Genomic DNA, 19,223 nt, shown 5'->3' on the forward strand with positions numbered 1-19,223 from the left:
CTGGTCAGCCGCTCTCGTGCTGGACATCGCGGCTGAGCACGGCCTGGACGGCGTGTCTGCGGCGGGTGGCCAGGTCATACAGGAGATCGGGCGCCTCGTCGAAGGCGACCACGTCGGTGATCACGTGCTCGCCTAGCTCGTCGCCGTGCTCGCGCAGGAGCCGGATGGTCTCGTGCGAGAGCCGTTCGCGGTCCCAGGTGTGGGCCAGGCCTCGCGGCACCCGGCCGATCTGGGCGCACCTGAGGGTCAGCCCGTTGTGGTGGAACTCCTCGCCGAGCCGTACCTCGTGGGCGCCTTCGGTGTAGAAGGCCAGGTCGATCACGGCGCCCTGGGGACGCAGGAGCTTCAGCGCCAGGGCCAGCGCCCTGGCCTGGCCACGGCACTGGAAGACGACGTCGGCGCCGCGGTCGTTGGGTCCGTGGCGCCAGCGGCGCTTCAGCTCCAGGGCGGGATTGCCGCTGACGGTCAGGAAGCCGAGCTTGTCGGCGATCGCGAGCCGGTCGGGCGTCTCGTCGAGCACCGCCACCTCCGCCGCGCCGTACGCTCTGGCGAACTGCGCGACGAGCAGGCCGACCACGCCGGCGCCCGTCACCGCGACCCTGCGCCCGCGCACCCCGTCGCCCAAACTCTGCACGGCCTGGCCGTGCAGGTCGTGGGCGGCGTGCAGCAGGCCGTTGGCGCAGATCGGGCCCATGTGCGCCACGTAGATGCCCATCAGCGGGTCGAAGCCGGGAGGCAGTTCGACGAAGCGGTCGGTCATCGGGTCGGCGACGTAGCCGGTGCGGTGGCCGTAGGCCATCGCCACCCGCGCGCCGGGCTTCAGGATCGAGGTCCTGCTCTCGACGACCTCGCCGACCTGCATGTAGCCGATGCCACGCACCGGGTAGGCCGCCCCTGGCGTGCCCTCGGTGAACAGCCCGAGCGACGGGTCCCAGACCGACTTCAGGTAGGGGTTGACGCCCTTGACGAAGGTCAGCTCGGTGCCCGCCGAGACACCGCTGAACAGCGTCTCCACGCGGAAGCCGCCGTCCGGCACGTCGGGCAGTTTCTCGTCGACCCAGCTGATCTCGCCGGGCCCGTCGATGCTCAGCACCCTGTTCACAGCGTCACCGGCCCCTCCTCGATCGCCGAGCGGGCCAGCGCGAGCGCCAGCCGATGCGTGCGTACCGCCTCTTCGTACGGCACGCGCACGTCGGCGGGCTCGCCCCGCACGGCGTTGACGAACTCGCGGTCCACCCGGACCTTGGCCTGCCCATCGTCCTCGTGAACGGTCTGCCCGTCGACCACCAGGCTCGTCTCGCTGAGTTCCAGCGACAGGCCCTGGGCGTGGATCTCCAGCCCGGCCCGGTGCTTGCGTTCCAGCGCGCACGTGGTCGCGAGCAGCCCGGCGGCGCCGCCGTGGAAGCGCAGCACAGCCGCGGTCGCCCAGTCGACGCCGTCGGTCGTGCTGGGCACGGCATGCACCGTGCTCACCTCGCCGGCCAGGACTCGGGCCAGGTCCAGCACGTGGACGGCCTGCTCGACGATCTGGCCGCCCGACATCTCGCGGTTGATCCACCACGGCACCGGCGGCACCTTGTCCAGCCAGTGTCCGGCGACCAACCGGATCTCGCGGCCCCGGAGCAGATCCTGCGCGCGCTCCAGGACGTCCAAATAACGCCAGTGATGGCCGACCGCCGAGGGCAGGCCGCGGCGGGAGAGTTCGGCCGCGATCTTTTCGGCGGTGGCGAGGTCCAGCGCCAGCGGCTTTTCTACGAATATCGGCAGATTGCACGACAGCGAGTCAAGCTCCGGGTTACCGTGCGCGAAAGGAGGCACGCAGACGTAGACCGCATCGATCTCGCCGGCATCCAGGAGGTCGGCATGGCCGCCGTAGGCGGGGGCGCCATGCCGTGAGGCCAATGCCTCGGCCTTGTGGGGATCCGTGTCGGCGACGCCCACGATCGTCACGTCGGGGAAAGCGGAAAGGACGTCCGCGTGGCGGGCGGCGACATTTCCGGCACCGATGATGCCGATACGAACTTTTTCGAGGGACATGGTCGGCATATCCCACTTCTGCGACGCAGCAAACGGGATGTTCGAAAGACGCACCCAGGGGCAGGGAAACGGCGGCCATCACCTCTTGAGGGGTTGACTGCATGAAAAGAGATTCCCTGGCGCGTGCCAGGCAGTGGCTGGGTCCCCGCACGACTCACGCGGCCGATTGGCCGCTCGACGTGCTGCGCCTGGCCAAGGGCACGACCACGGTCAGCGTCGTGCTGCCCGCGAGGAACGAGGAGAACACGGTCGGAAAGATCGTGTCGGTGATCCGCCGTGATCTGGCGGATGTGGTGGACGAGATCCTGGTCGTCGACTCGCGCTCTACCGATTCCACCGCGGCCGTGGCCGCGAAGGCGGGAGCCCGGGTCGTGCACCAGGACGACGTTCTGCCGGACATGCCATATATGTCGGGGAAGGGGGAGGCGCTGTGGAAGGGACTGGCTGCCTCGACCGGTGATCTGGTCGTCTTCATCGACGCCGATCTGCGCAACTTCGGGGCTCACTTCGTCACGGGCCTTCTCGGCCCGCTGCTCACCGATCCGTCGGTGCACTACGTCAAGGCCGCCTACGACCGGCCGCTCGGCGACAAACGGGGCGAGGGCGGCCGGGTGACGGAACTCCTGGCCAGGCCCATGCTCAACCTGTTCTGGCCCGAACTGGCCGGCTTCGTCCAACCGCTGGGCGGTGAGTACGCCGGGCGGCGCGAGACCCTGGAGCGGGTGCCGTTCGTCACCGAATACGGGGTCGAGACGGCGCTGCTCATCGACCTGCTCGGACTCGTCGGGCTGGACGCGATGGCACAGGTCGACCTGGGCAGCCGCGAACACAGCCACCAGTCCACCACCGCGCTGGGCAGGATGGCCGGGCAGATCATGCTCACCGCCTGGTCCCGGCTGGAGCGCGAGGGGCGCATCGTCGCCTCCGAGCCGCCCGCGTCGCTGCTGATGCAGTTCAGCGCCGAGCGGGAGGTGACCGTCACCGACGTCGCCGTGGCCGAGCGGCCACCGCTGGCCTCGGTGCTCGACAGTCTCATGGAGGAGGGAGCCGCCTGATGAAGGTACTGATGAACGCCGGGCCCTGGCTGCCCGTCCCTCCGGACGGCTACGGCGGCATCGAGAACGTCGTCGCCACGCTGGTCCCCGCGCTGCGCGCCAAGGGGGTCGAGATCGTGCTCGCCTCCGTGGGCTCGTCCGACCTGGAGGTGGAGGAGCGCATCTCGGTCTTCGACGAGGGCCAGTTCCGCGAGCTGCAGAAGCCGTACAACCAGGTCATGGGCCTGGCCCACGCCCACCAGGCGCGGGTCGTGGCCGAGTTGAGGCGTCGCGACGACATCGACCTGGTCCACGACCACCTGGAGGTCGTCGGCCCCGCCATCCTGGCGGCCGCCGGAGGGCCTCCCGTCCTGCACACCCTCCACTGGGACCTGCGCAAACACCCGGCCTTCTACGGCGCGTGGCCGAAGGAGATCGCGGTCAACGGGGTCTCGCGCTCCCAGATCGCCCGCGCCCCCGCCGCGTTGCGCGACGCCTCACTCGGAGCCGTCCACCTGGCCACCCCGCTGACCGGGAGCACGCTGCGGGCCGAGACCAACGACCACCTGATCGTGCTGGGCCGCGTCTGCTCGCTCAAGGGCCAGCACATCGCCGCCCGCATCTGCCAGAAGCTCGGCCTCGGGCTCGTCCTGGCCGGCCCGGTCAGCGGACTCGACACCGCCGCCGAACTGGAGGCGGTCGCGGGCGACCCCGAGCACCCGCTGCACGGTCACCCCGACGTGCGCTACCACCTCGACGAGGTCTCCCGCTACCTCGACGGCGACCTGGTGCGGTGGATCGGAGGAGTGGGCGGCGACGAGCGCGACCGGCTCTACGCCTCGGCCCGCGCCGCGCTCTTCCCCATCCAGTGGGACGAGCCGGGCGGCACCGCGGTCGTCGAGGCCATGGCCCTGGGAGTCCCCCCGATCGGGCTGCGGCGCGGCTGCCTGCCCGAGCTGATCGACCACGGCCGCACGGGCTTCCTCGCCGACACCGAGGAGGAACTGGCCGAACTGGTGCTCAGGGCCGACGAGATCGATCCGGAGGAGTGCCGCCGCGAGGCCCGCGAGCGGTTCTCACCCGAGATCATGGCCGAGCAGTACCTCCGGCTCTACGAGCGCGTGCTCGCCTGAGCCCCGTTCCCCGCGGTCGCGTTCACGCGTAACCGCGGGGAAGCACGGTCACCGGGCACGTCGAGGCACGTACGACCTTGACGGCGGCCTCGCCCACGAAGACCCGGTGCGCCTGGGCGTCCTCGCTGGCCGCGCAGACCAGCAACTCGCCCGGCAGCCACTCGATCGCCTGCATCGCCGCCGACACGTCGAAGCCCTCGGCGATCTCCGTCTCCGCCTCCAGCCCGCTGCTCTCCCATGCCAGCCGTACGGCAAGCGCCAGATCATCGCGCAGCCGGTCGTCCTCGCCGGTGCGCAGATCGAGCGTGACCAGCCGCAGCGGCACCCCGAGCCGGAGCGCCGCCTGGGCCACCCGTTCCACCGCCTCGTCGGCCTGCGGGCGGCGCACGTACATGAGGGTCAGCCGCTCCGGATCCTCGGGCGGCTCGTAGCCGTCGGGGACGAGCATCACCGCCTCGGGCGACAGGTGCAGCAGGTGGTCGGCGGTGCTGCCGACCGAGATGTGCCCGTTCTGGCCGCCCGCGGCCGAGCCGATGACCACCAGATCCGCCCGGATCCTGCTGGCCAGCACGCCCAGCCCGCGCCCCGCGCCGCGGCTCTCGAAGGCCAGATACTCGGCCGGCACGTCGCCGAGCTGCATCGCCGCGTGCGCGAGATTGGCCTGCGCCTCCACCGCCAGGCCCGGGCTCTTCGGCGGGTAGACGGTCGCCACCGTCAGCTCCCCGCCGGTCACCCGGGTGATCGCGCCGCCCATCGCCAGCGCCTCACGTCCTCCGGAGTCGTGGGTGTATCCGACCACGACGTGCTCACCGATCACAAACGCCTCCCTACCCCTACTGAGCAGGGAATACGCGGCATCACGCACCAGTTGTACACAAGTGGAGGCGATTGAGAGTTGAAGATCACACTCGACACCCGGATCCAAGGTTCACTCGGTCTGATGACGCTCCAGGAAGCCGTCGCCCACCTGCGCGCCCGAGACCTCACCTGCCTCGTCGATCCGGTTCTGCTCGACGGCAAGGTGGCCGTCTTCACCGAATGCGTCGAGCACGGGTACACCCCGCTCCGCAGCGAGATCATGGCCGCGTACTTCGTGGCCGGACGCGACGCCGCGCAGGACGCCTTCGACGGCGGGCTGATCACCGAGGGCGAGCTGCGGCAGAAGCTCGCGGACCTGTCCCGCCAGGTGCTCAGCTGAGATGATCGCGGCATGGACCTCGACGACATCAGGGCCGCGGCCTCCCGCATAGCCGGAAACGTCGTGCGCACCCCGCTGGTGCGCTGCGGCGAGCTGTGGATCAAGCCGGAGAGCCTGCAGCCCATCGGGGCCTTCAAGCTGCGCGGCGCCTACAACGCCCTGGCCGAGCTGAGGCCCGCGGGCGTCGTGACCCACTCGTCGGGCAACCACGGCCAGGCGCTGGCGTACGCGGCCAAGTCGTTCGGCATCCCCTGCGTCGTCGTGGTGCCCGAGGGCGCACCGGCCGTCAAGACCACCGCCATCGCCGGTCACGGGGCCGAACTGGTGATCGTCCCGCCCGACCAGCGGGTGATCGCCGCCGAGAAGCTCGCCACGGAACGCGGCCTCACCATGATCCCGCCCTACGACCACCCGTCGATCATCGCCGGGCAGGGGACCATCGGCCTGGAGATCGTCGAGGACCTGCCCGACGTCGAGGTCGTGCTCATCCCGGTCAGCGGCGGCGGCCTCGCCTCGGGCATCGCCACCGCCGTCAAACTCCTGCGCCCCGACGTCGCGGTCTACGGCGTGGAGCCCGAACTCGCCGCCGACGCCCTCGAATCGCTGACCCTCGGCAGGCGCGTGTCATGGGACACCTCGCGCACCTTCCGCACGATCGCCGACGGCCTGCGCGCCGACCTGTCCGACCTGACCTTCTCGATCCTGCGCGAACGGCTCGACGGCATCGTCACCGTCACCGAGGAACAGATCAGGGCCGCCATGCGGCACCTGGCGCTCAGGGGCCGCCTCGTCGCGGAACCCAGCGGCGCCGTCGCCACCGCCGCCCACCTGGAGGGCAAGGTACGGCAGGGCAGGACCGTGGCGATCCTCTCGGGCGGCAACGTCGACCCGGAACTGTTCGCCCAGGTGCTCCAGGGCTCCTGAGGGATCAGACCCGCGCCCAGTCGTGCCTTTCGAGGAAGCCGCGCTCGCCGCGGGCGTACTCGGCGAAGGCACGCCGCACCTCCTCCAGGTCCTCGACCACGGCCCGCCGCATGAAGCCTTCCTTGTACTCCAGCTCGTAGCCGGGCGAGACCTGGATGAAGTGCTGACCGAACACCACGAGCGCGGCGAACGGATTGCCCGGCGACAACGTGCCCAGGAAGTCACGCACCAGCCCCAGGTCCGGGTTAACCACGATCATCCCGTCACCCGTGTGCAGCTGCATCTCCGGATACACCCCGACCGGGACCCGGTTGTGCACCAGATCCCGCTGCGGGTCGTAGCACACCAGCCCGTACGCCGCCGCGGCGGCGAACACCCGGTTGGAGACCTCGTCCATCTCCTCGGGCTCCATCGTCACCAGCACCGCGCCGGGGTACTCGGCGGCATGCCCGGGAAACTCCTTGGCGAACGCGCCCAGCCCCGAGCCGCCACCCGGGCCGTTCTCGCGCGCGGTCAGATATCTCGCCCGCGCCCGATCCCTCGAGATCGGCTGCTCGGTCTCCGCCCAGCACATCAGCTCAACGCTCATCCGATCATTGTCGCAGCTCACACCTCCGGCTTCTCAGAAGCCGGAACCAGCTCCACCGTGCAGTGGGCACACCGGCGCGCCTCGATGGGGATGTCGCTCAGGCACTCGGGGCACTCCTTGGTGGTCGCCTGCTTCTCACCCTCGAACAGGCGCACCAGCCGGGCCATCGGGGTAACGATCAGCCAGTAGACGACCACCGCCATGATGACGAAGGCGAGCAGGTTGTTCAGGAAGTCGCCGTACTTGAAGACGCTGCCGTTGATCGTGAAGGAGTAGTCGGAGAAGTCCGGCTCACGCCCGCCGGTGATCGCTCCGATGAGCGGGGTGATGAGGTCTTTGACCAGGGCTGTGACGAGGCTGCTGAAGGCGGCGCCGATGATGACGCCGATGGCCAGCTCGACGATGTTGCCTCGCAGGAGGAATTTCTTGAAACCACCCATGACACCCGCAGGTTGCCGGAGGGCGAGTGCTCAAACCAGCTCGGGGCTACTAGATGCGGTCGAATGTCCCCGAGCGGACGCCTGCGCAGAAGGTGGTCCATTCCTCCTCGGAGAACTGGAGGACGGTACCATTGGCCTGCTTGCTGTCCCTGATGAGGACTCTGTCTTCTGAGCGAGCGACTTCGATGCAAGCGCCGGAATTACACGACGCGGAATGCCAGGTCAGAAGATCGAGTTCCCTGGGATTTGACATGCGATTCCTCGCAGGAGGTCGGCAACAGGGGCATCGTGCCACTGCCATCGTAACCCGGCCGATTCCGGTCGATGAGAATGTGTGGTCCCGGCCGGGCGGCCGGGCGGGCGCTCACAGGGCCTTGACTCGCTCCACGAGTGTGCCCCAGTCGTCGCGGGAGATTCGAAGGATGGGACCATCGGCGTGCTTGGTGTCGCGAACGGCTACGCTTCCGTCTGCGAGGGGTGCGACGGCGACGCAGGTCCCGCTGTTACACCGGGACGAGACCCTCCATGCGAGAGATTCCTGGGGCTGCAGGATCATGTGCGTCTCCTGTGACTGCGGAGCACCGGGCAGGCGGTGGGCTTCCAGAAATGATGTGGTGACGGAGCGCGTCGGTTTGCTCACCAAGCCGTGCCCGTGCATGCATCGTAGCGCTAAAGATCTCGCAGTTTTCGCAGAATCATGTTGCGCGAGTCATGCGGATTCAGCGCCATGGCTCGTAGATGATCAAGTACTTCGCGAAAACGCTTCACTCGCTCAGCCTTTTGAAGGTAGACGTCGCCGGCGAGCGTTTCCATGAAGACGGTGTCCGTCAGTCCCGGGGCAGCTTGGTCGAACTCCAGCAACTGAAACGCACTGTCAAGCGCCATATGTGCCCCCGCGCTGAAGGGGACGATGAGGACGGTGATGTTCGGGCGCTCAGACAACTCTGACAGCCGCCGCAGTTGGCCTCCCATGACCTGGGCTCCTCCCATCATCCTGTGGATGGCGCACTCGTCGAGCATCACCCAGAACTTCGGCGGATCGACCCGCTCCAGGATTTCCTGCCGCTTCATCCGCGTCCTTACGCGTTCCTCCAAGGCAGTGTCCGTGATCCGGGGCAGGTACCCCTTGATCACGGCGCGCGCATACTCTTCGGTCTGTACCAAACCGTGCAAAGTGGTTGTCCCGTAGTAGGAGATCGCCGCTGCCTCGTTCTCCAGACCGATGTACATCCGAAGATCTCTGGCTTCCAGGCGGTGCCACCATTCGGTCTCACGCGCCTGCTTGGCCAGCTCCATCAACTCTTCTTCGGGGAACTCGTAGAGTTTGGACAGGGCTCTTACATCGCGAAGGCTTGCCCGTCTCTGGCCCGTTTCGATTCGGCTTACCTGCGCGGGTGACAAGAGAACTCGATCGGCTGCTTCCGCGATGCTGAGGCCGGCTTCCTGACGCAACTCGCGCAGACGACGCCCCAACTGCAGCTGTAGCAGCGTCGGATTCGCCATAGCCGATCACCTCGTCGCACGAACCTGCGGCGATCGTACGCTGCGTGTCACCATCCTGGCGCGCCGGTTAGGCAATAGTCACTGGCACGTTCCTTTGGTAATTGCCATAGGAACAGTCCAAGGCGGGTAAAACCCGTACAAGCCAGAACGAAGGGATGCGCAATGCCTGACAGGGAGCGCACACGAAGCTGGGCCGATGTTGCCGCACCGGCCCAGCTGGCAGTCGACCATCCTCAAGCCCAGCAAAAGGACGATCCACCGTGGATGTTAGCAATGTAGCGCTAGGAGGAAAGGGTCGCATCTCTCTGCGCGGCCTGATGTCCGCCTTCACAAGGCTGCTCGACGGCTGGGCCTTTGGCGAGATGGACGCCCGAGCCCGCGCCCAGGGCTGGGAGATACGCAGCCCCGCCCCCTTCATCCGCGTCTACCGCAACCCCGATCTGCGCCTGTGCCGTCTGTGCCGGGGAGAGGGTTTCGATCGCAAGGGCTTGTGTCCCGCATGCCTCGGATCAGGGCGAGGCGGGACAGCGGCGCCGCCGCCGGAAAGTGACCGGCCATGGTGAAGCGGCGCCTGCTGGACGAACTGAACCACGCCACCAGCCCCACCCCAAGACCCAACCCCGTGGTCGCGCTGTGGCGGTGGAGGTACGAACTGGGCGCGGCGATCACCATCGTGCTCGTCGTGGCGACCGTGGGCCCGCTGCCGCTGGCCGTACCGCTTCTGCTGCTCCTCTGGCCGCCCGGAAGGTCGGAGGTGTGGGAGCGGATCCGGTGCGTGATCGTCGCGCACCGGATCCGTGTCGGGTTCGTCCAGGCCTACCTGGTCAACCGCCGGGGGAGGATCCCGGTGATCGTGTGGTGCGCGCCGGCGCGATGGGGGGAGCGGGCGTGGGTGTGGTGCCGGGCGGGCATCACACCCGGCGAGATCGCCGACAGGCGCGAGGTGATCGCCACGGCCTGCTGGGCTCACTCGGTCGAGGTGCTGCCCCACCCGCGCAGGCCGCACTGGGTGCTCCTCGAAATAGTGCGGGGCTAGAAGCGGCTCCTGCGGTGGGTGACCACGAGGGCCACCGCCAGCGGCACCAGCAGGTAGGCGAGGCAGACGCCGAAGGCTCCGGCTGCGGGCAGGATCGGCGGCGCCTGGTCCAGGAGCTGGAGCTGGGCAGGCAGCGGGAACCCCGTGGCGACCCGCTCGCCCCAGGGGGCCGGCACGGTGAGGAGCATCACCAGCGGCACCAGGAAAGTGATCGACAGGAGCGCCGCCAGCGCCCCCGCGCCGCTGCGGAAGAGCGCTCCCAGGGCCAGGCCCAGCAGCGGCGTCATGACCAGGACGAGCGCCGCCGAGCCCAGCATGGGCCAGCCGTCGCCCGGCAGCCATGACGGGTCGTGGCGGGCGGCGAGCAGGCGGCCGAAGACGTAGCCGGGCACGCTGATCGCCAGGAAGCTCACCCCGCTCGCCATGACGAGGACGACGGCCTTGGCCAGCAGGACCAAGGGCCGGGAGGGCGTCGACGACCAGGTGACGTCGATCATGCCGGAGGCGTGCTCGGAGGTGATCGTGAGGACGCCGAGCACACCGAGGACGAGCTGCGACAGGGACAGGCCGAAGAAGGAGAGGGTCAGCACGCCGAGCGCGGCGTGGTCGGGTGACCGGTCAGGGCCCCATCGGCCGATGACGGTGGGCGCGGCCAGCGCGGTGACGAGCAGGGCCGCCGCGACGGCCATCGCCAGGATCCACCAGGTGGAGCGCAGGGTGCGCAGCTTGATCAGTTCGGCCGCGACGGAGCCGGTGAAGCTCACCACGGCTTGCCCCGGTAGTCGGTGTGCTCGGCCATGGCGGCCAGGAAGGCGTCCTCCAGGGAGACGCCGCTGCCGGCGAACTCGGAGGTGGGCGCGGCGGCCACGAGCCGGCCGCGGCCGATGACGACCAGGAGGTCGGCGGTGTGGGCCATCTCGCTCATGAGATGGCTGGAGACCAGGACGGTCCTGCCTTCGGCGGCGAGTGACCTGAACAGGTTCCTCGCCCAGCGGATGCCGCCCGGGTCGAGCCCGTTGACCGGCTCGTCGAAGAGCAGCACGCCGGGATCGCCCAGCAGGGCGGCCGCGATGCCCAGCCGCTGCCTCATGCCGAGGGAGAACGCGCCGATCCGGCGGTCGGCGGCCTCCCCCAGCCCGACCCGCTCCAGGGCGGCGCCGACGCGGGTGCGGGACAGGCCGTTGGAGCGGGCCAGCCACGCGAGGTGGTGGCGGGCGCGGCGGCCTCCGTGCGCCGCGCCCGCGTCCAGCACCGCTCCCACGTGCGCCAGCGGGCGCTCCAGGCGGTGGTACGGCAGGCCGCCGATGAGGGCGTGCCCGCAGTCCGGACGCTCCAGCCCGAGCAGGAGCCGCAGCGTGGTGGTCTTGCCCGCGCCGTTGGGCCCGAGGAAGCCGGTGACGTGGCCTGGCCGTACCTCGAAGGACAGATCGTCGAGCGCGAGAGTGCGCCCGTAACGTTTGGTGAGTCCCTGAACCTCGATCATGCTCCCAGGGTCGGCCGCCGGGTTCGCGGAAATCGTCTGGCCCGGGACGGAAGCCCGTCTCCGTCCCGCGACAGATGCGCGGGCACGACGCCGGGGCTACCGTCGAAACGTGGCCCCTGCGCAGATCCGCCCGCCGCTGGTGAGCCGGGTCCCGGCGAGGCTCTGGCTGGCGCTCGACGTGGCCGTCGCCGGATTCTTCTCGATCGGCTACCTCAGCATGGTCGCCTACATGAGCGACGGCGCGCCGAGGTGGTACATGATCGTCTCGGCGCTGGCCACGACCTTGCCGGTGGCCGTGCGCAGGCTCTGGCCGAGGACGGCCTTCACCCTCGTCCTGCTGGGGGTCCTGGGCCTGTACACCGTCGTCGGCGCGGGTCCGGAAGTCCTCTGCCTCCCCCTCGCCCTCTACACGGTGAGCTCGCGCCGCGGCCGGAGCAGCGGGCTGCCGGCGTTCGCGATCGCGATGGCGGTCAGCATGTGGGGGTTCCTGGCCTGGCCGGTGACCGAGGAAGTCCGCAACACTCTCGCGCTGCTGGCCGCGGTCCTCGGAGCGGCCTGGGCCGCGGGCGCCATGGCCAGGGCGCGGGAGGAATACGCGATCAGGCTCGCGGAACACGCGCAGGAGAGGGCGCGGGCCGAGGCCGCCGAGCAACGGCTGCGCATCGCCCGCGAGCTGCACGACGTGGTCGGGCACAGCCTCAGCACCATCGCCGTGCAGGCGGGGGTGAACGGCCATGTGGGCGACCGGGAGGAGATGCGCGGGACGCTGGCCTCGATCGAGGCGACCAGCAGGGCGGCGCTGCGCGAGACCCGGCGGCTGCTGGGCGTGTTGCGTCAGGACGAGGAGGCCGACCTCGTACCGGTGCCCGGACTGGCCGACCTGGGGACGCTGGTGGATCGGAGCAGCAGGACCGGGCTGGAGGTGGAGCTGGTGATCGAGGGGGAGGTGCCGGAGAGCCTGGGGCTGACCGTCTATCGCATCGTCCAGGAGGCGCTGACCAACGTGCTCAAGCATGCCGGTGCACGGTCGGCGCGCGTGCTGGTACGGCGGGCCGGCGAACGGGTCACGGTCGAGGTGAGTGACGACGGCAGGGGCGGTGGGCCGGTGGTCTTCGGCCATGGGCTGACGGGACTGCGTGAGCGCGTGCACCTGTATCGCGGCGAGTTCTTCGCCGGGCCCGGGCCGCGGCGCGGCTTCCGCGTGACGGCGGTCCTGCCGCTGTGATCCGCGTGCTGGTGGCCGACGACCAGGCGCTGGTCCGGGGGAGTTTCCGCCTGCTGGTCGACCGGGCACGCGGCATGACCGCGGTGGCCGAGGCCGCGAACGGCCAGGAGGCGGTACGGCTGGCCCGCCGGGACCGGCCCGACGTGGTCCTGATGGACGTCAGGATGCCGGTCATGGACGGCATCGAGGCGACCGGGCGGATCTGTTCCGAGCTGCCCGCCACGCGGGTCCTCGTGGTCACGACGTTCGACCTGGACGAGTACGTCTTCGGGGCGCTGCGGGCGGGGGCCTCCGGGTTCCTGCTCAAGGACACCCCGCCGGTGGAGCTGCTCAGGGCGGTCCGCGTGATCGCCGCCGGGGACGCTCTGCTAGCCCCTTCGGCGACCAGGCGCCTCATCCAGCACCACGTGCACCACGCCCGGCGCCTGCCGTACCGCAGGCTCGACATCACCGGGCGCGAGCGTGACGTCCTCGCGCTGGTCGCCAAGGGGCTGTCGAACGCGGAGATCGCCGAGGAGCTGCACGTGACCGTGGGGACGGTCAAGACGCACGTCAGCCATCTGCTGACCAAACTCGGGGCCAAGACGAGGGTGCACCTGGTGATCGCGGCGCATGAGGCGGGGCTGTAGGGGAACACCGCACTAGGCAGCCGCCCCGTCCTGGGCGAACATGAACGAGAGCCGGCAAGGGAGCCCCTGCATGATCGAGATCTGGCCGGGAGACCCTTACCCTCTCGGTGCCACCTATGACGGCGCGGGCACGAACTTCGCGCTGTACACCGAGGCCGGCGACCGCGTGGAGTTGTGCCTGTTCGACGACAACGACGTCGAGGAGCGCGTCACGCTGACCGAGTGCGAGGGGTTCGTCTGGCACGGTTACCTGCCGGGCGTCGGTCCCGGTCAGCGGTACGGCTACCGCGTGCACGGGCCCTACCAGCCGGCCAGGGGGCTGCGCTGCAACCCGAACAAGCTGCTGATCGATCCGTACGCCAAGGCCATCGAGGGGGGCGTGCAGTGGAACGAGGCGGTGTACGGCTATCCGTTCGGTGAGCCCGACAGCAGGAACGATCTGGACTCGGCGCCTTTCGTCCCCAGGGCGGTGGTGATCAACCCGTTCTTCGGCTGGGGTCACGATCGCCCGCCGGCGACGCCGTACCACGACACGGTCATCTACGAGGCTCACGTGCGCGGGCTGACGATAGCGCATCCGAAGATCCCTGACCGGATCAAGGGCACGTACGCGGCGCTGGGGCACCCGGAGATCCTCGATCACCTGACCAAGCTGGGCGTCACGGCGCTGGAGCTGATGCCGGTGCACCAGTTCGTGACCGACCAGCACCTGGAGGAGAAGGGGCTCAGCAACTACTGGGGTTACAACACCATCGGCTTCTTCGCCCCGCACAACCGTTATTCCAGCCAGGGCCAGCGGGGCGGGCAGGTGCTGGAGTTCAAGGCGATGGTGCGCAGCCTGCACGAGGCGGGCATCGAGGTGATCCTGGACGTGGTCTACAACCACACCGCCGAGGGCAACCATCTCGGGCCCACGCTGAGCTGGCGGGGGATCGACAACGAGAACTACTACCGGCTGGTCGACGGCGACCAGCGCTACTACATGGACACCACGGGCACCGGCAACAGCCTGCTGATGCGCAGCCCGCACGTCCTGCAGATGATCATGGACAGCCTGCGTTACTGGGTGACCGAGATGCACGTCGACGGCTTCCGCTTCGACCTGGCCTCCACCCTGGCGAGGGAGCTGCACGAGGTCGACCGGCTGAGCGCCTTCTTCGACCTCGTGCAGCAGGACCCGGTGCTCAGCCAGGTGAAGCTGATCGCCGAGCCCTGGGACGTGGGACCGGGCGGCTACCAGGTCGGCAACTTCCCGTCGCGGTGGACGGAGTGGAACGGCCGGTATCGCGACACCATCCGCGACCTGTGGAGGGGCGAGCCGGCGACGCTGCCGGAGTTCGGCAGCCGTCTCACCGGGTCGAGCGACCTGTACCAGGACGACAGCCGCAGACCCGCCGCCTCCATCAACTTCGTGACCTGTCATGACGGGTTCACCCTGAACGACCTCGTCTCCTACAACCACAAGCACAACGAGGCCAACGGCGAGGACAACCACGACGGCGCCGACGACAACAGGTCGTGGAACTGCGGCGTGGAAGGACCGGCCGACACCGCCGTCGAGGCCCTGCGCGAGCAGCAGAAGCGCAACTTCCTGACGACGCTCTTCCTGTCGCAGGGCGTGCCGATGCTCAGCCACGGCGACGAGCTCAACCGCACCCAGCGGGGCAACAACAACGCCTACTGCCAGGACAACGACCTCAGCTGGGTCGACTGGTCGGACGTGCACGGCAACTGGCTGCTCATGGAGTTCACCCAGCGCCTGGCCAAGCTCAGGCGCGAGCATCCCGTCTTCCGCCGCAGGCGCTTCTTCTACGGCAGGCCGGTGCGAGGGCTCAACGACATCGCGTGGCTCACCCCGGAGGGCCAGCCGATGACCGACGCCGACTGGAACGTCGGCTACGCCAGGTCGCTGGCGGTCTTCCTGAACGGCGACGCGATCACCGAGCCCGACAGGCGCGGCCGGCGGATCAAGGACGACTCGTTCCTGCTGCTGTTCAACGCCCACCACGACACCATCGGCTTCACCGTCCCCAAGGACTACGGGGAGATGTGGCTGACCGAGATCGACACCGCGATGCCCATCATCGTGGAGAGCCAGGTGAGCAGAGCCGGGGAGACCGTGCCGGTGGCCGGGCGTTCCGTGCAGGTGATGCGCCGTGTCTAGACCCGTGTCGACCTACCGGCTGCAGCTGACGCCCGACTTCGGCTTCGCCCAGGTCGCCGAGCTGGCGCCGTACCTGCGCGACCTGGGCGTCAGCCACGTCTACCTCTCGCCCATCCTCCAGGCCAACCCCGAGTCGAGGCATGGCTACGACGTCACCGACCACTCGCGGATCCGCGAGGAGTTCGGCGGGGCCAAGGGCTTCAAGGAGATGGCCGGGCAGCTGGCCGCGCACGATCTGGGCATCGTGGTCGACATCGTGCCCAACCACATGACCGTCCCGGTGCCGGAGTCGGGCAACCAGCAGCTCTGGGAGGTGCTCAGGGACGGCTCCGCGTCGCGCTTCGCGCGGTGGTTCGACATCGAGTGGGCCGGCGGGAAGGTTGCGATGCCGGTGATCGGCGACGCCACCGAACCGGTCGAGGACGGCCAGGTCGTGAGATATCACGATCACGAGTTTCCGGTGGGCGGGCACTACCGCCTGGTCGACTGGCGGCAGGGGCCCGGATACCGGCGCTTCTTCGACGTCTCCAGCCTCATCGGCCTGCGGGTGGAGGACCCGGAGGTCTTCTTCGCCACCCACGAGGTGATCTTCTGGCTGATCGACGAGGGCCTGATCGACGGGTTACGCATCGACCACCCCGACGGTCTGGCCGACCCGCAAGGCTACCTGGAGGCCCTGCGCCGCAGGAGCGGCGGCCTGTGGACGGTCGTGGAGAAGATCCTCATCGGCGAGGAACGCCTGCCCGAGGAGTGGGCCTGCGACGGCACGACCGGCTACGAGGTGCTCAACCGCGTCACCAGGCTGTTCACCGACGCCTCCCACGCGGCCGAACTGGTCGGCCTCTACGGCGAGTTCACCGGCTGGCCCGCCGAGTACGAGCCCGTCATGATCGCGGCCAAGCGCGAGGTCGTCGACCTGTTCTTCCAGGCCGAGGTGAGCAGGCTGGCCAGGTCGGCGGGCGCCGACCCCGCCGCGGTCGCCGAGCTGCTCGTGGCCATGCCGGTCTACCGCGCCTACGTCCGTCCCGGCGGCGAGCCGTCGCGGGAGGCCGTCGACATCGTCCAGCGGGCCGCCGCGAGCTGCTCTCCCGCCGTCCTGCCGTTCGTCGAACAGGTCCTGTACGGCTCGGCCGACGTGGTCACCCGCTTCCAGCAGACCACCGGCCCGGTGATGGCCAAGGGCGTGGAGGACACCGCCCTGTACCGCTGGTTCCCCCTGTCGTGCCTCAACGAGGTGGGCGGCGAGCCCGACCAGTTCGGCCTCGGCCTCGACGACTTCCACGCCTACGCGGCCGCCCTGCGCCCCACGAGCATGACCACGCTCTCCACCCACGACACCAAACGTTCCGAGGACGTGCGCGCCCGCCTGGCCGTCCTGTCGGAGATGCCGCAGGAGTGGGCGCGGCAGGTGCGCGAGTGGTCGGCGCGGGTCAGCTTCGACCCGCACCTCGACTACCTGGCCTGGCAGAACCTGGCCGCCGCCTGGCCGATCTCCGAGGAGCGCTTCACCGACTACCTGCTCAAGGCGGCCAGGGAGGCCAAGACCCGCACCTCGTGGGTGCGGCGTGACCTCGACTACGAGGAGGGGCTGCGCGCCTTCGCGGCCGAGGCGACCCGGCTGCCGATCGGGGAGTTCACCGACCGGCTGGACCCGCACGCGATGGTCAACTCCCTGGGCCAGAAGCTCGTCCAGCTCATGCTGCCCGGCGTGCCCGACGTCTACCAGGGCAACGAGACGACCGATTTCTCCCTGGTCGACCCCGACAACCGCCGCCCGGTCGGCTATCCGCGGGTGCCGGCCCACGCCTGGGACGAGGCCAAGCTCCGGCTGACCCGCCAGGCGCTGCTGCTGCGCCGCAGGCTCGATCCGGCTCTGCCGTACGAGGGCCTGGCGGCTGAGGGCACGGCGGCGGAGCACGTGATCGCGTTCGCGCGCGGGCAAGCCGCCGTCGCGGTGGCCACCCGCCTGCCCGTACGGCTGGCAGGGCGCGGCGGCTGGGGCGGCACGAGCCTCATGCTGCCGCCGGGTAGCTGGAGAGACCTCATGACGGGCACGACGCACACCGGCAAGATCCCGCTCGCGCACCTGCTCGGTCGTTATCCGGTCGCACTCCTGGAGAGACATGATCTTTGAAGTCTGGGCGCCACGGGCGTCGCGCGTCGAGATCCTCCCCTGGCAGCGGGAGCTGCGTCCCGGAGGGGACGGCTGGTGGTCGGTGGAGGTCCCCGAGGCGGGCCACGGCAGCGACTACCGCTACATGATCGACGGCGACGGACCGTACCCGGACCCGAGATCGCGGCGCCAGCCCGAGGGCATCTTCGGGCCCAGCCGCGTCTACGACCACGCCAGGTTCACCTGGGAGGACCACGAGTGGAAGGGCCGCGACCTGCGTGGCTCGGTGATCTACGAGCTGCACGTGGGCGCCTTCACCCCCGAGGGCACCTTCGCGGCGGCGATCGGCAAGCTGGAGCACCTGGTCGAGCTGGGTGTCGACTTCGTGGAGATCATGCCGGTCGCCCCGGTGCCCGGCGCGCGCAACTGGGGCTACGACGGCGTCGACCTGTACGCCGTGAACGAGACCTACGGCGGCCCCGACGGGCTGAAGACACTGGTCGACGCCTGCCACCGGGCCGGGCTCGGGGTCCTGCTCGACGTCGTCTACAACCACCTGGGGCCCTCGGGCAACTTCCTGCATCCCTTCGGGCCCTACCTGACCGGGACCCAGGGCAGCTACTGGGGCGAGGCGGTCAACCTCGACGGGCCCGACTCCGACGAGGTGCGGCGCTACTTCATCGGCAACGCCGTGCAGTGGCTGCGCGACTACCACATCGACGGGCTGCGGCTCGACGCCGTGCACGCGCTGCACGACCGGCGGGCCGTGCACTTCCTGGCCGAGCTCGCCGACGAGATCGACGCGCTGTCGTGCCATCTGGGGCGCCCGCTGAGCCTGATTGCCGAGTCCGACCTCAACGACCCGCGCATGATCACGCCGCGCGAGGCCGGTGGGTACGGCATGGCGGCCCAGTGGAGCGACGACCTGCACCACGCGATCCACGCCGCGGTCACCGGCGAGAACCACGGCTACTATGCTGACTTCGCGCCGCTGGCGTCCCTGGCCAAGGCGCTGACCAGCGGGTTCGTCCACGACGGCGGATACTCCGGGTTCCGCCGCCGCAGCCACGGCCAGCCGTTCACCGGTCCCGGCCACCGGCTGGTGTGCTGTTCGCAGAATCACGACCAGATCGGCAACAGGCCGCGCGGCGACCGGATGACGCCCGCGCAGCTGCGCCTGGCCGCCGGGATCCTGCTGGCCTCGCCGTACACGCCGATGTTGTTCATGGGGGAGGAGTGGGGGACCCGCAGCCCCTTCCTGTTCTTCACCGATCACGTCGAGCCGGCCTTACGCGAGGGCGAGGGGGAGCGCAGGCGCCGCGAGTTCGAGGGATTCGGGTATGAATGGGATGCACCGGAACCGGGGGACGAGGAGAGCTTCCTGCGATCCAAGGTCGACTGGAGCGAGTTGAAGGAAGAAGAGCACTGGTCGCTCCTATGCTGGTATCGCGACCTGATTGCGCTCCGTAAGGCGCTGCCCGAGCTGACTGACCCGCGCCTTGACCGGGTCAGGGTGGAGTTCGACGAGTCGGCGCGCTGGTTGCTGATGGGCCGACAGTCACTCTCCGTAGTAGTAAATTTTTGTCCGGATTCTGTGACATTCCCCCTGTCTGAGACCCCTATCCTACTGATCGCTGAAGAGGGTGTTTCCGCAGATCAGGGGGCTTTGCGAATACCCGGGCAAAGCATGGTGATCTACCGCTCGGTGACGTGAC

19 protein-coding genes and 1 pseudogene are annotated in these 19,223 nt (G+C 69.3%); 10 read left to right on the forward strand and 10 right to left on the reverse strand.

From position 1 onward, the window contains the following. Window positions 1-4: 4 nt before the first annotated feature. Window positions 5-1,102: a zinc-binding alcohol dehydrogenase gene (locus tag ACIBH1_RS18060; protein ID WP_397314899.1), complete on the reverse strand. Its 1,098-nt coding sequence runs from the start codon at window positions 1,100-1,102 to the stop codon at window positions 5-7. Next, complete coding sequence (locus ACIBH1_RS18065) at window positions 1,099-2,091, reverse strand: Gfo/Idh/MocA family protein (protein ID WP_397314900.1); 993 nt, start codon at window positions 2,089-2,091, stop codon at window positions 1,099-1,101. Before ACIBH1_RS18065 ends, ACIBH1_RS18060 begins: the two co-directional genes overlap by 4 nt. A gap of 47 nt (window positions 2,092-2,138) precedes the next feature. Between ACIBH1_RS18065 and ACIBH1_RS18070 the strand changes: the two genes are divergently transcribed. Next, window positions 2,139-3,092 carry a glucosyl-3-phosphoglycerate synthase gene (locus ACIBH1_RS18070; RefSeq protein WP_397314901.1) on the forward strand — a complete coding sequence of 318 codons (954 nt, stop codon included), beginning with the start codon at window positions 2,139-2,141 and terminating at the stop codon, window positions 3,090-3,092. Continuing rightward, window positions 3,092-4,204, forward strand: a complete 1,113-nt coding sequence (locus ACIBH1_RS18075; RefSeq protein ID WP_397314902.1) for a glycosyltransferase — start codon at window positions 3,092-3,094, stop codon at window positions 4,202-4,204. The genes ACIBH1_RS18070 and ACIBH1_RS18075 overlap by 1 nt, the downstream gene beginning before the upstream one ends. A 22-nt stretch (window positions 4,205-4,226) precedes the next feature. Here ACIBH1_RS18075 and ACIBH1_RS18080 read toward each other — a convergent pair whose 3' ends face one another. Then, window positions 4,227-5,021 carry a universal stress protein gene (locus ACIBH1_RS18080; RefSeq protein ID WP_397314903.1) on the reverse strand — a complete coding sequence of 265 codons (795 nt, stop codon included), beginning with the start codon at window positions 5,019-5,021 and terminating at the stop codon, window positions 4,227-4,229. Between the two features lie 123 nt (window positions 5,022-5,144). On the opposite strand from ACIBH1_RS18080, the gene ACIBH1_RS18085 reads away from it, so the two are divergent. Continuing rightward, the gene (locus ACIBH1_RS18085) at window positions 5,145-5,402 is read left to right on the forward strand and encodes a hypothetical protein (protein WP_397314904.1); all 258 of its coding nucleotides are present in this window, start codon (window positions 5,145-5,147) and stop codon (window positions 5,400-5,402) included. Between the two features lie 12 nt (window positions 5,403-5,414). After that, complete coding sequence (locus ACIBH1_RS18090) at window positions 5,415-6,326, forward strand: threonine/serine dehydratase (protein WP_397314905.1); 912 nt, start codon at window positions 5,415-5,417, stop codon at window positions 6,324-6,326. A gap of 4 nt (window positions 6,327-6,330) precedes the next feature. Here the strand turns inward: ACIBH1_RS18090 and ACIBH1_RS18095 are convergent, their stop codons facing one another. From ACIBH1_RS18095 to ACIBH1_RS18115, 5 genes are all read right to left on the reverse strand, one after another. Further along, window positions 6,331-6,915 carry a hypothetical protein gene (locus ACIBH1_RS18095; protein ID WP_397314906.1) on the reverse strand — a complete coding sequence of 195 codons (585 nt, stop codon included), beginning with the start codon at window positions 6,913-6,915 and terminating at the stop codon, window positions 6,331-6,333. A gap of 17 nt (window positions 6,916-6,932) precedes the next feature. Beyond that, a complete protein-coding gene (gene mscL / locus ACIBH1_RS18100) occupies window positions 6,933-7,355 on the reverse strand; it encodes a large conductance mechanosensitive channel protein MscL (protein WP_397314907.1) in 423 nt (140 codons plus the stop codon). 49 nt (window positions 7,356-7,404) lie between these two features. Beyond that, complete coding sequence (locus ACIBH1_RS18105) at window positions 7,405-7,656, reverse strand: DUF397 domain-containing protein (protein ID WP_397314908.1); 252 nt, start codon at window positions 7,654-7,656, stop codon at window positions 7,405-7,407. Window positions 7,657-7,719: 63 nt separating this feature from the next. Continuing rightward, window positions 7,720-8,013 carry a DUF397 domain-containing protein gene (locus ACIBH1_RS18110; RefSeq protein WP_397314909.1) on the reverse strand — a complete coding sequence of 98 codons (294 nt, stop codon included), beginning with the start codon at window positions 8,011-8,013 and terminating at the stop codon, window positions 7,720-7,722. Window positions 8,014-8,024: 11 nt separating this feature from the next. Continuing rightward, complete coding sequence (locus tag ACIBH1_RS18115; protein ID WP_397314910.1) at window positions 8,025-8,858, reverse strand: helix-turn-helix transcriptional regulator; 834 nt, start codon at window positions 8,856-8,858, stop codon at window positions 8,025-8,027. Between the two features lie 556 nt (window positions 8,859-9,414). On the opposite strand from ACIBH1_RS18115, the gene ACIBH1_RS18120 reads away from it, so the two are divergent. Further along, window positions 9,415-9,894, forward strand: coding sequence for a hypothetical protein (locus ACIBH1_RS18120; RefSeq protein ID WP_397314911.1), 480 nt, complete (start codon window positions 9,415-9,417; stop codon window positions 9,892-9,894). Here ACIBH1_RS18120 and ACIBH1_RS18125 read toward each other — a convergent pair. Together ACIBH1_RS18125 and ACIBH1_RS18130 are read right to left on the reverse strand one after the other, a co-directional pair. Then, complete coding sequence (locus ACIBH1_RS18125) at window positions 9,891-10,658, reverse strand: hypothetical protein (RefSeq protein WP_397314912.1); 768 nt, start codon at window positions 10,656-10,658, stop codon at window positions 9,891-9,893. The two genes, ACIBH1_RS18120 and ACIBH1_RS18125, sit on opposite strands and share 4 nt — an antisense overlap. A gap of 68 nt (window positions 10,659-10,726) precedes the next feature. Further along, a pseudogene (locus ACIBH1_RS18130) lies at window positions 10,727-11,377 on the reverse strand (ATP-binding cassette domain-containing protein); the annotation flags it as partial. Between the two features lie 109 nt (window positions 11,378-11,486). Here ACIBH1_RS18130 and ACIBH1_RS18135 point away from each other — a divergent pair. The 5 genes from ACIBH1_RS18135 (at window position 11,487) to treZ (ending at window position 19,222) form a co-directional block, all read left to right on the forward strand. Continuing rightward, the gene (locus tag ACIBH1_RS18135; RefSeq protein WP_397314913.1) at window positions 11,487-12,602 is read left to right on the forward strand and encodes a sensor histidine kinase; all 1,116 of its coding nucleotides are present in this window, start codon (window positions 11,487-11,489) and stop codon (window positions 12,600-12,602) included. Continuing rightward, window positions 12,599-13,231 (forward strand): response regulator, encoded by a 633-nt coding sequence (locus ACIBH1_RS18140; protein WP_397314914.1) that lies wholly within the window; start codon window positions 12,599-12,601, stop codon window positions 13,229-13,231. Before ACIBH1_RS18135 ends, ACIBH1_RS18140 begins: the two co-directional genes overlap by 4 nt. Window positions 13,232-13,301: 70 nt before the next feature. Continuing rightward, the gene (gene glgX / locus ACIBH1_RS18145; protein WP_397314915.1) at window positions 13,302-15,395 is read left to right on the forward strand and encodes a glycogen debranching protein GlgX; all 2,094 of its coding nucleotides are present in this window, start codon (window positions 13,302-13,304) and stop codon (window positions 15,393-15,395) included. Further along, window positions 15,388-17,529, forward strand: a complete 2,142-nt coding sequence (gene treY / locus ACIBH1_RS18150) for a malto-oligosyltrehalose synthase (protein ID WP_397314916.1) — start codon at window positions 15,388-15,390, stop codon at window positions 17,527-17,529. Before glgX ends, treY begins: the two co-directional genes overlap by 8 nt. Next, on the forward strand, window positions 17,519-19,222 hold the full coding sequence (gene treZ / locus ACIBH1_RS18155; protein ID WP_397314917.1) for a malto-oligosyltrehalose trehalohydrolase: 1,704 nt from the start codon (window positions 17,519-17,521) through the stop codon (window positions 19,220-19,222). Before treY ends, treZ begins: the two co-directional genes overlap by 11 nt. Window position 19,223: the final 1 nt, after the last annotated feature.

Source organism: Nonomuraea sp. NPDC050663, from assembly GCF_044456985.1.
In the GTDB taxonomy this organism is placed as follows: Bacteria; Actinomycetota; Actinomycetes; order Streptosporangiales; family Streptosporangiaceae; genus Nonomuraea.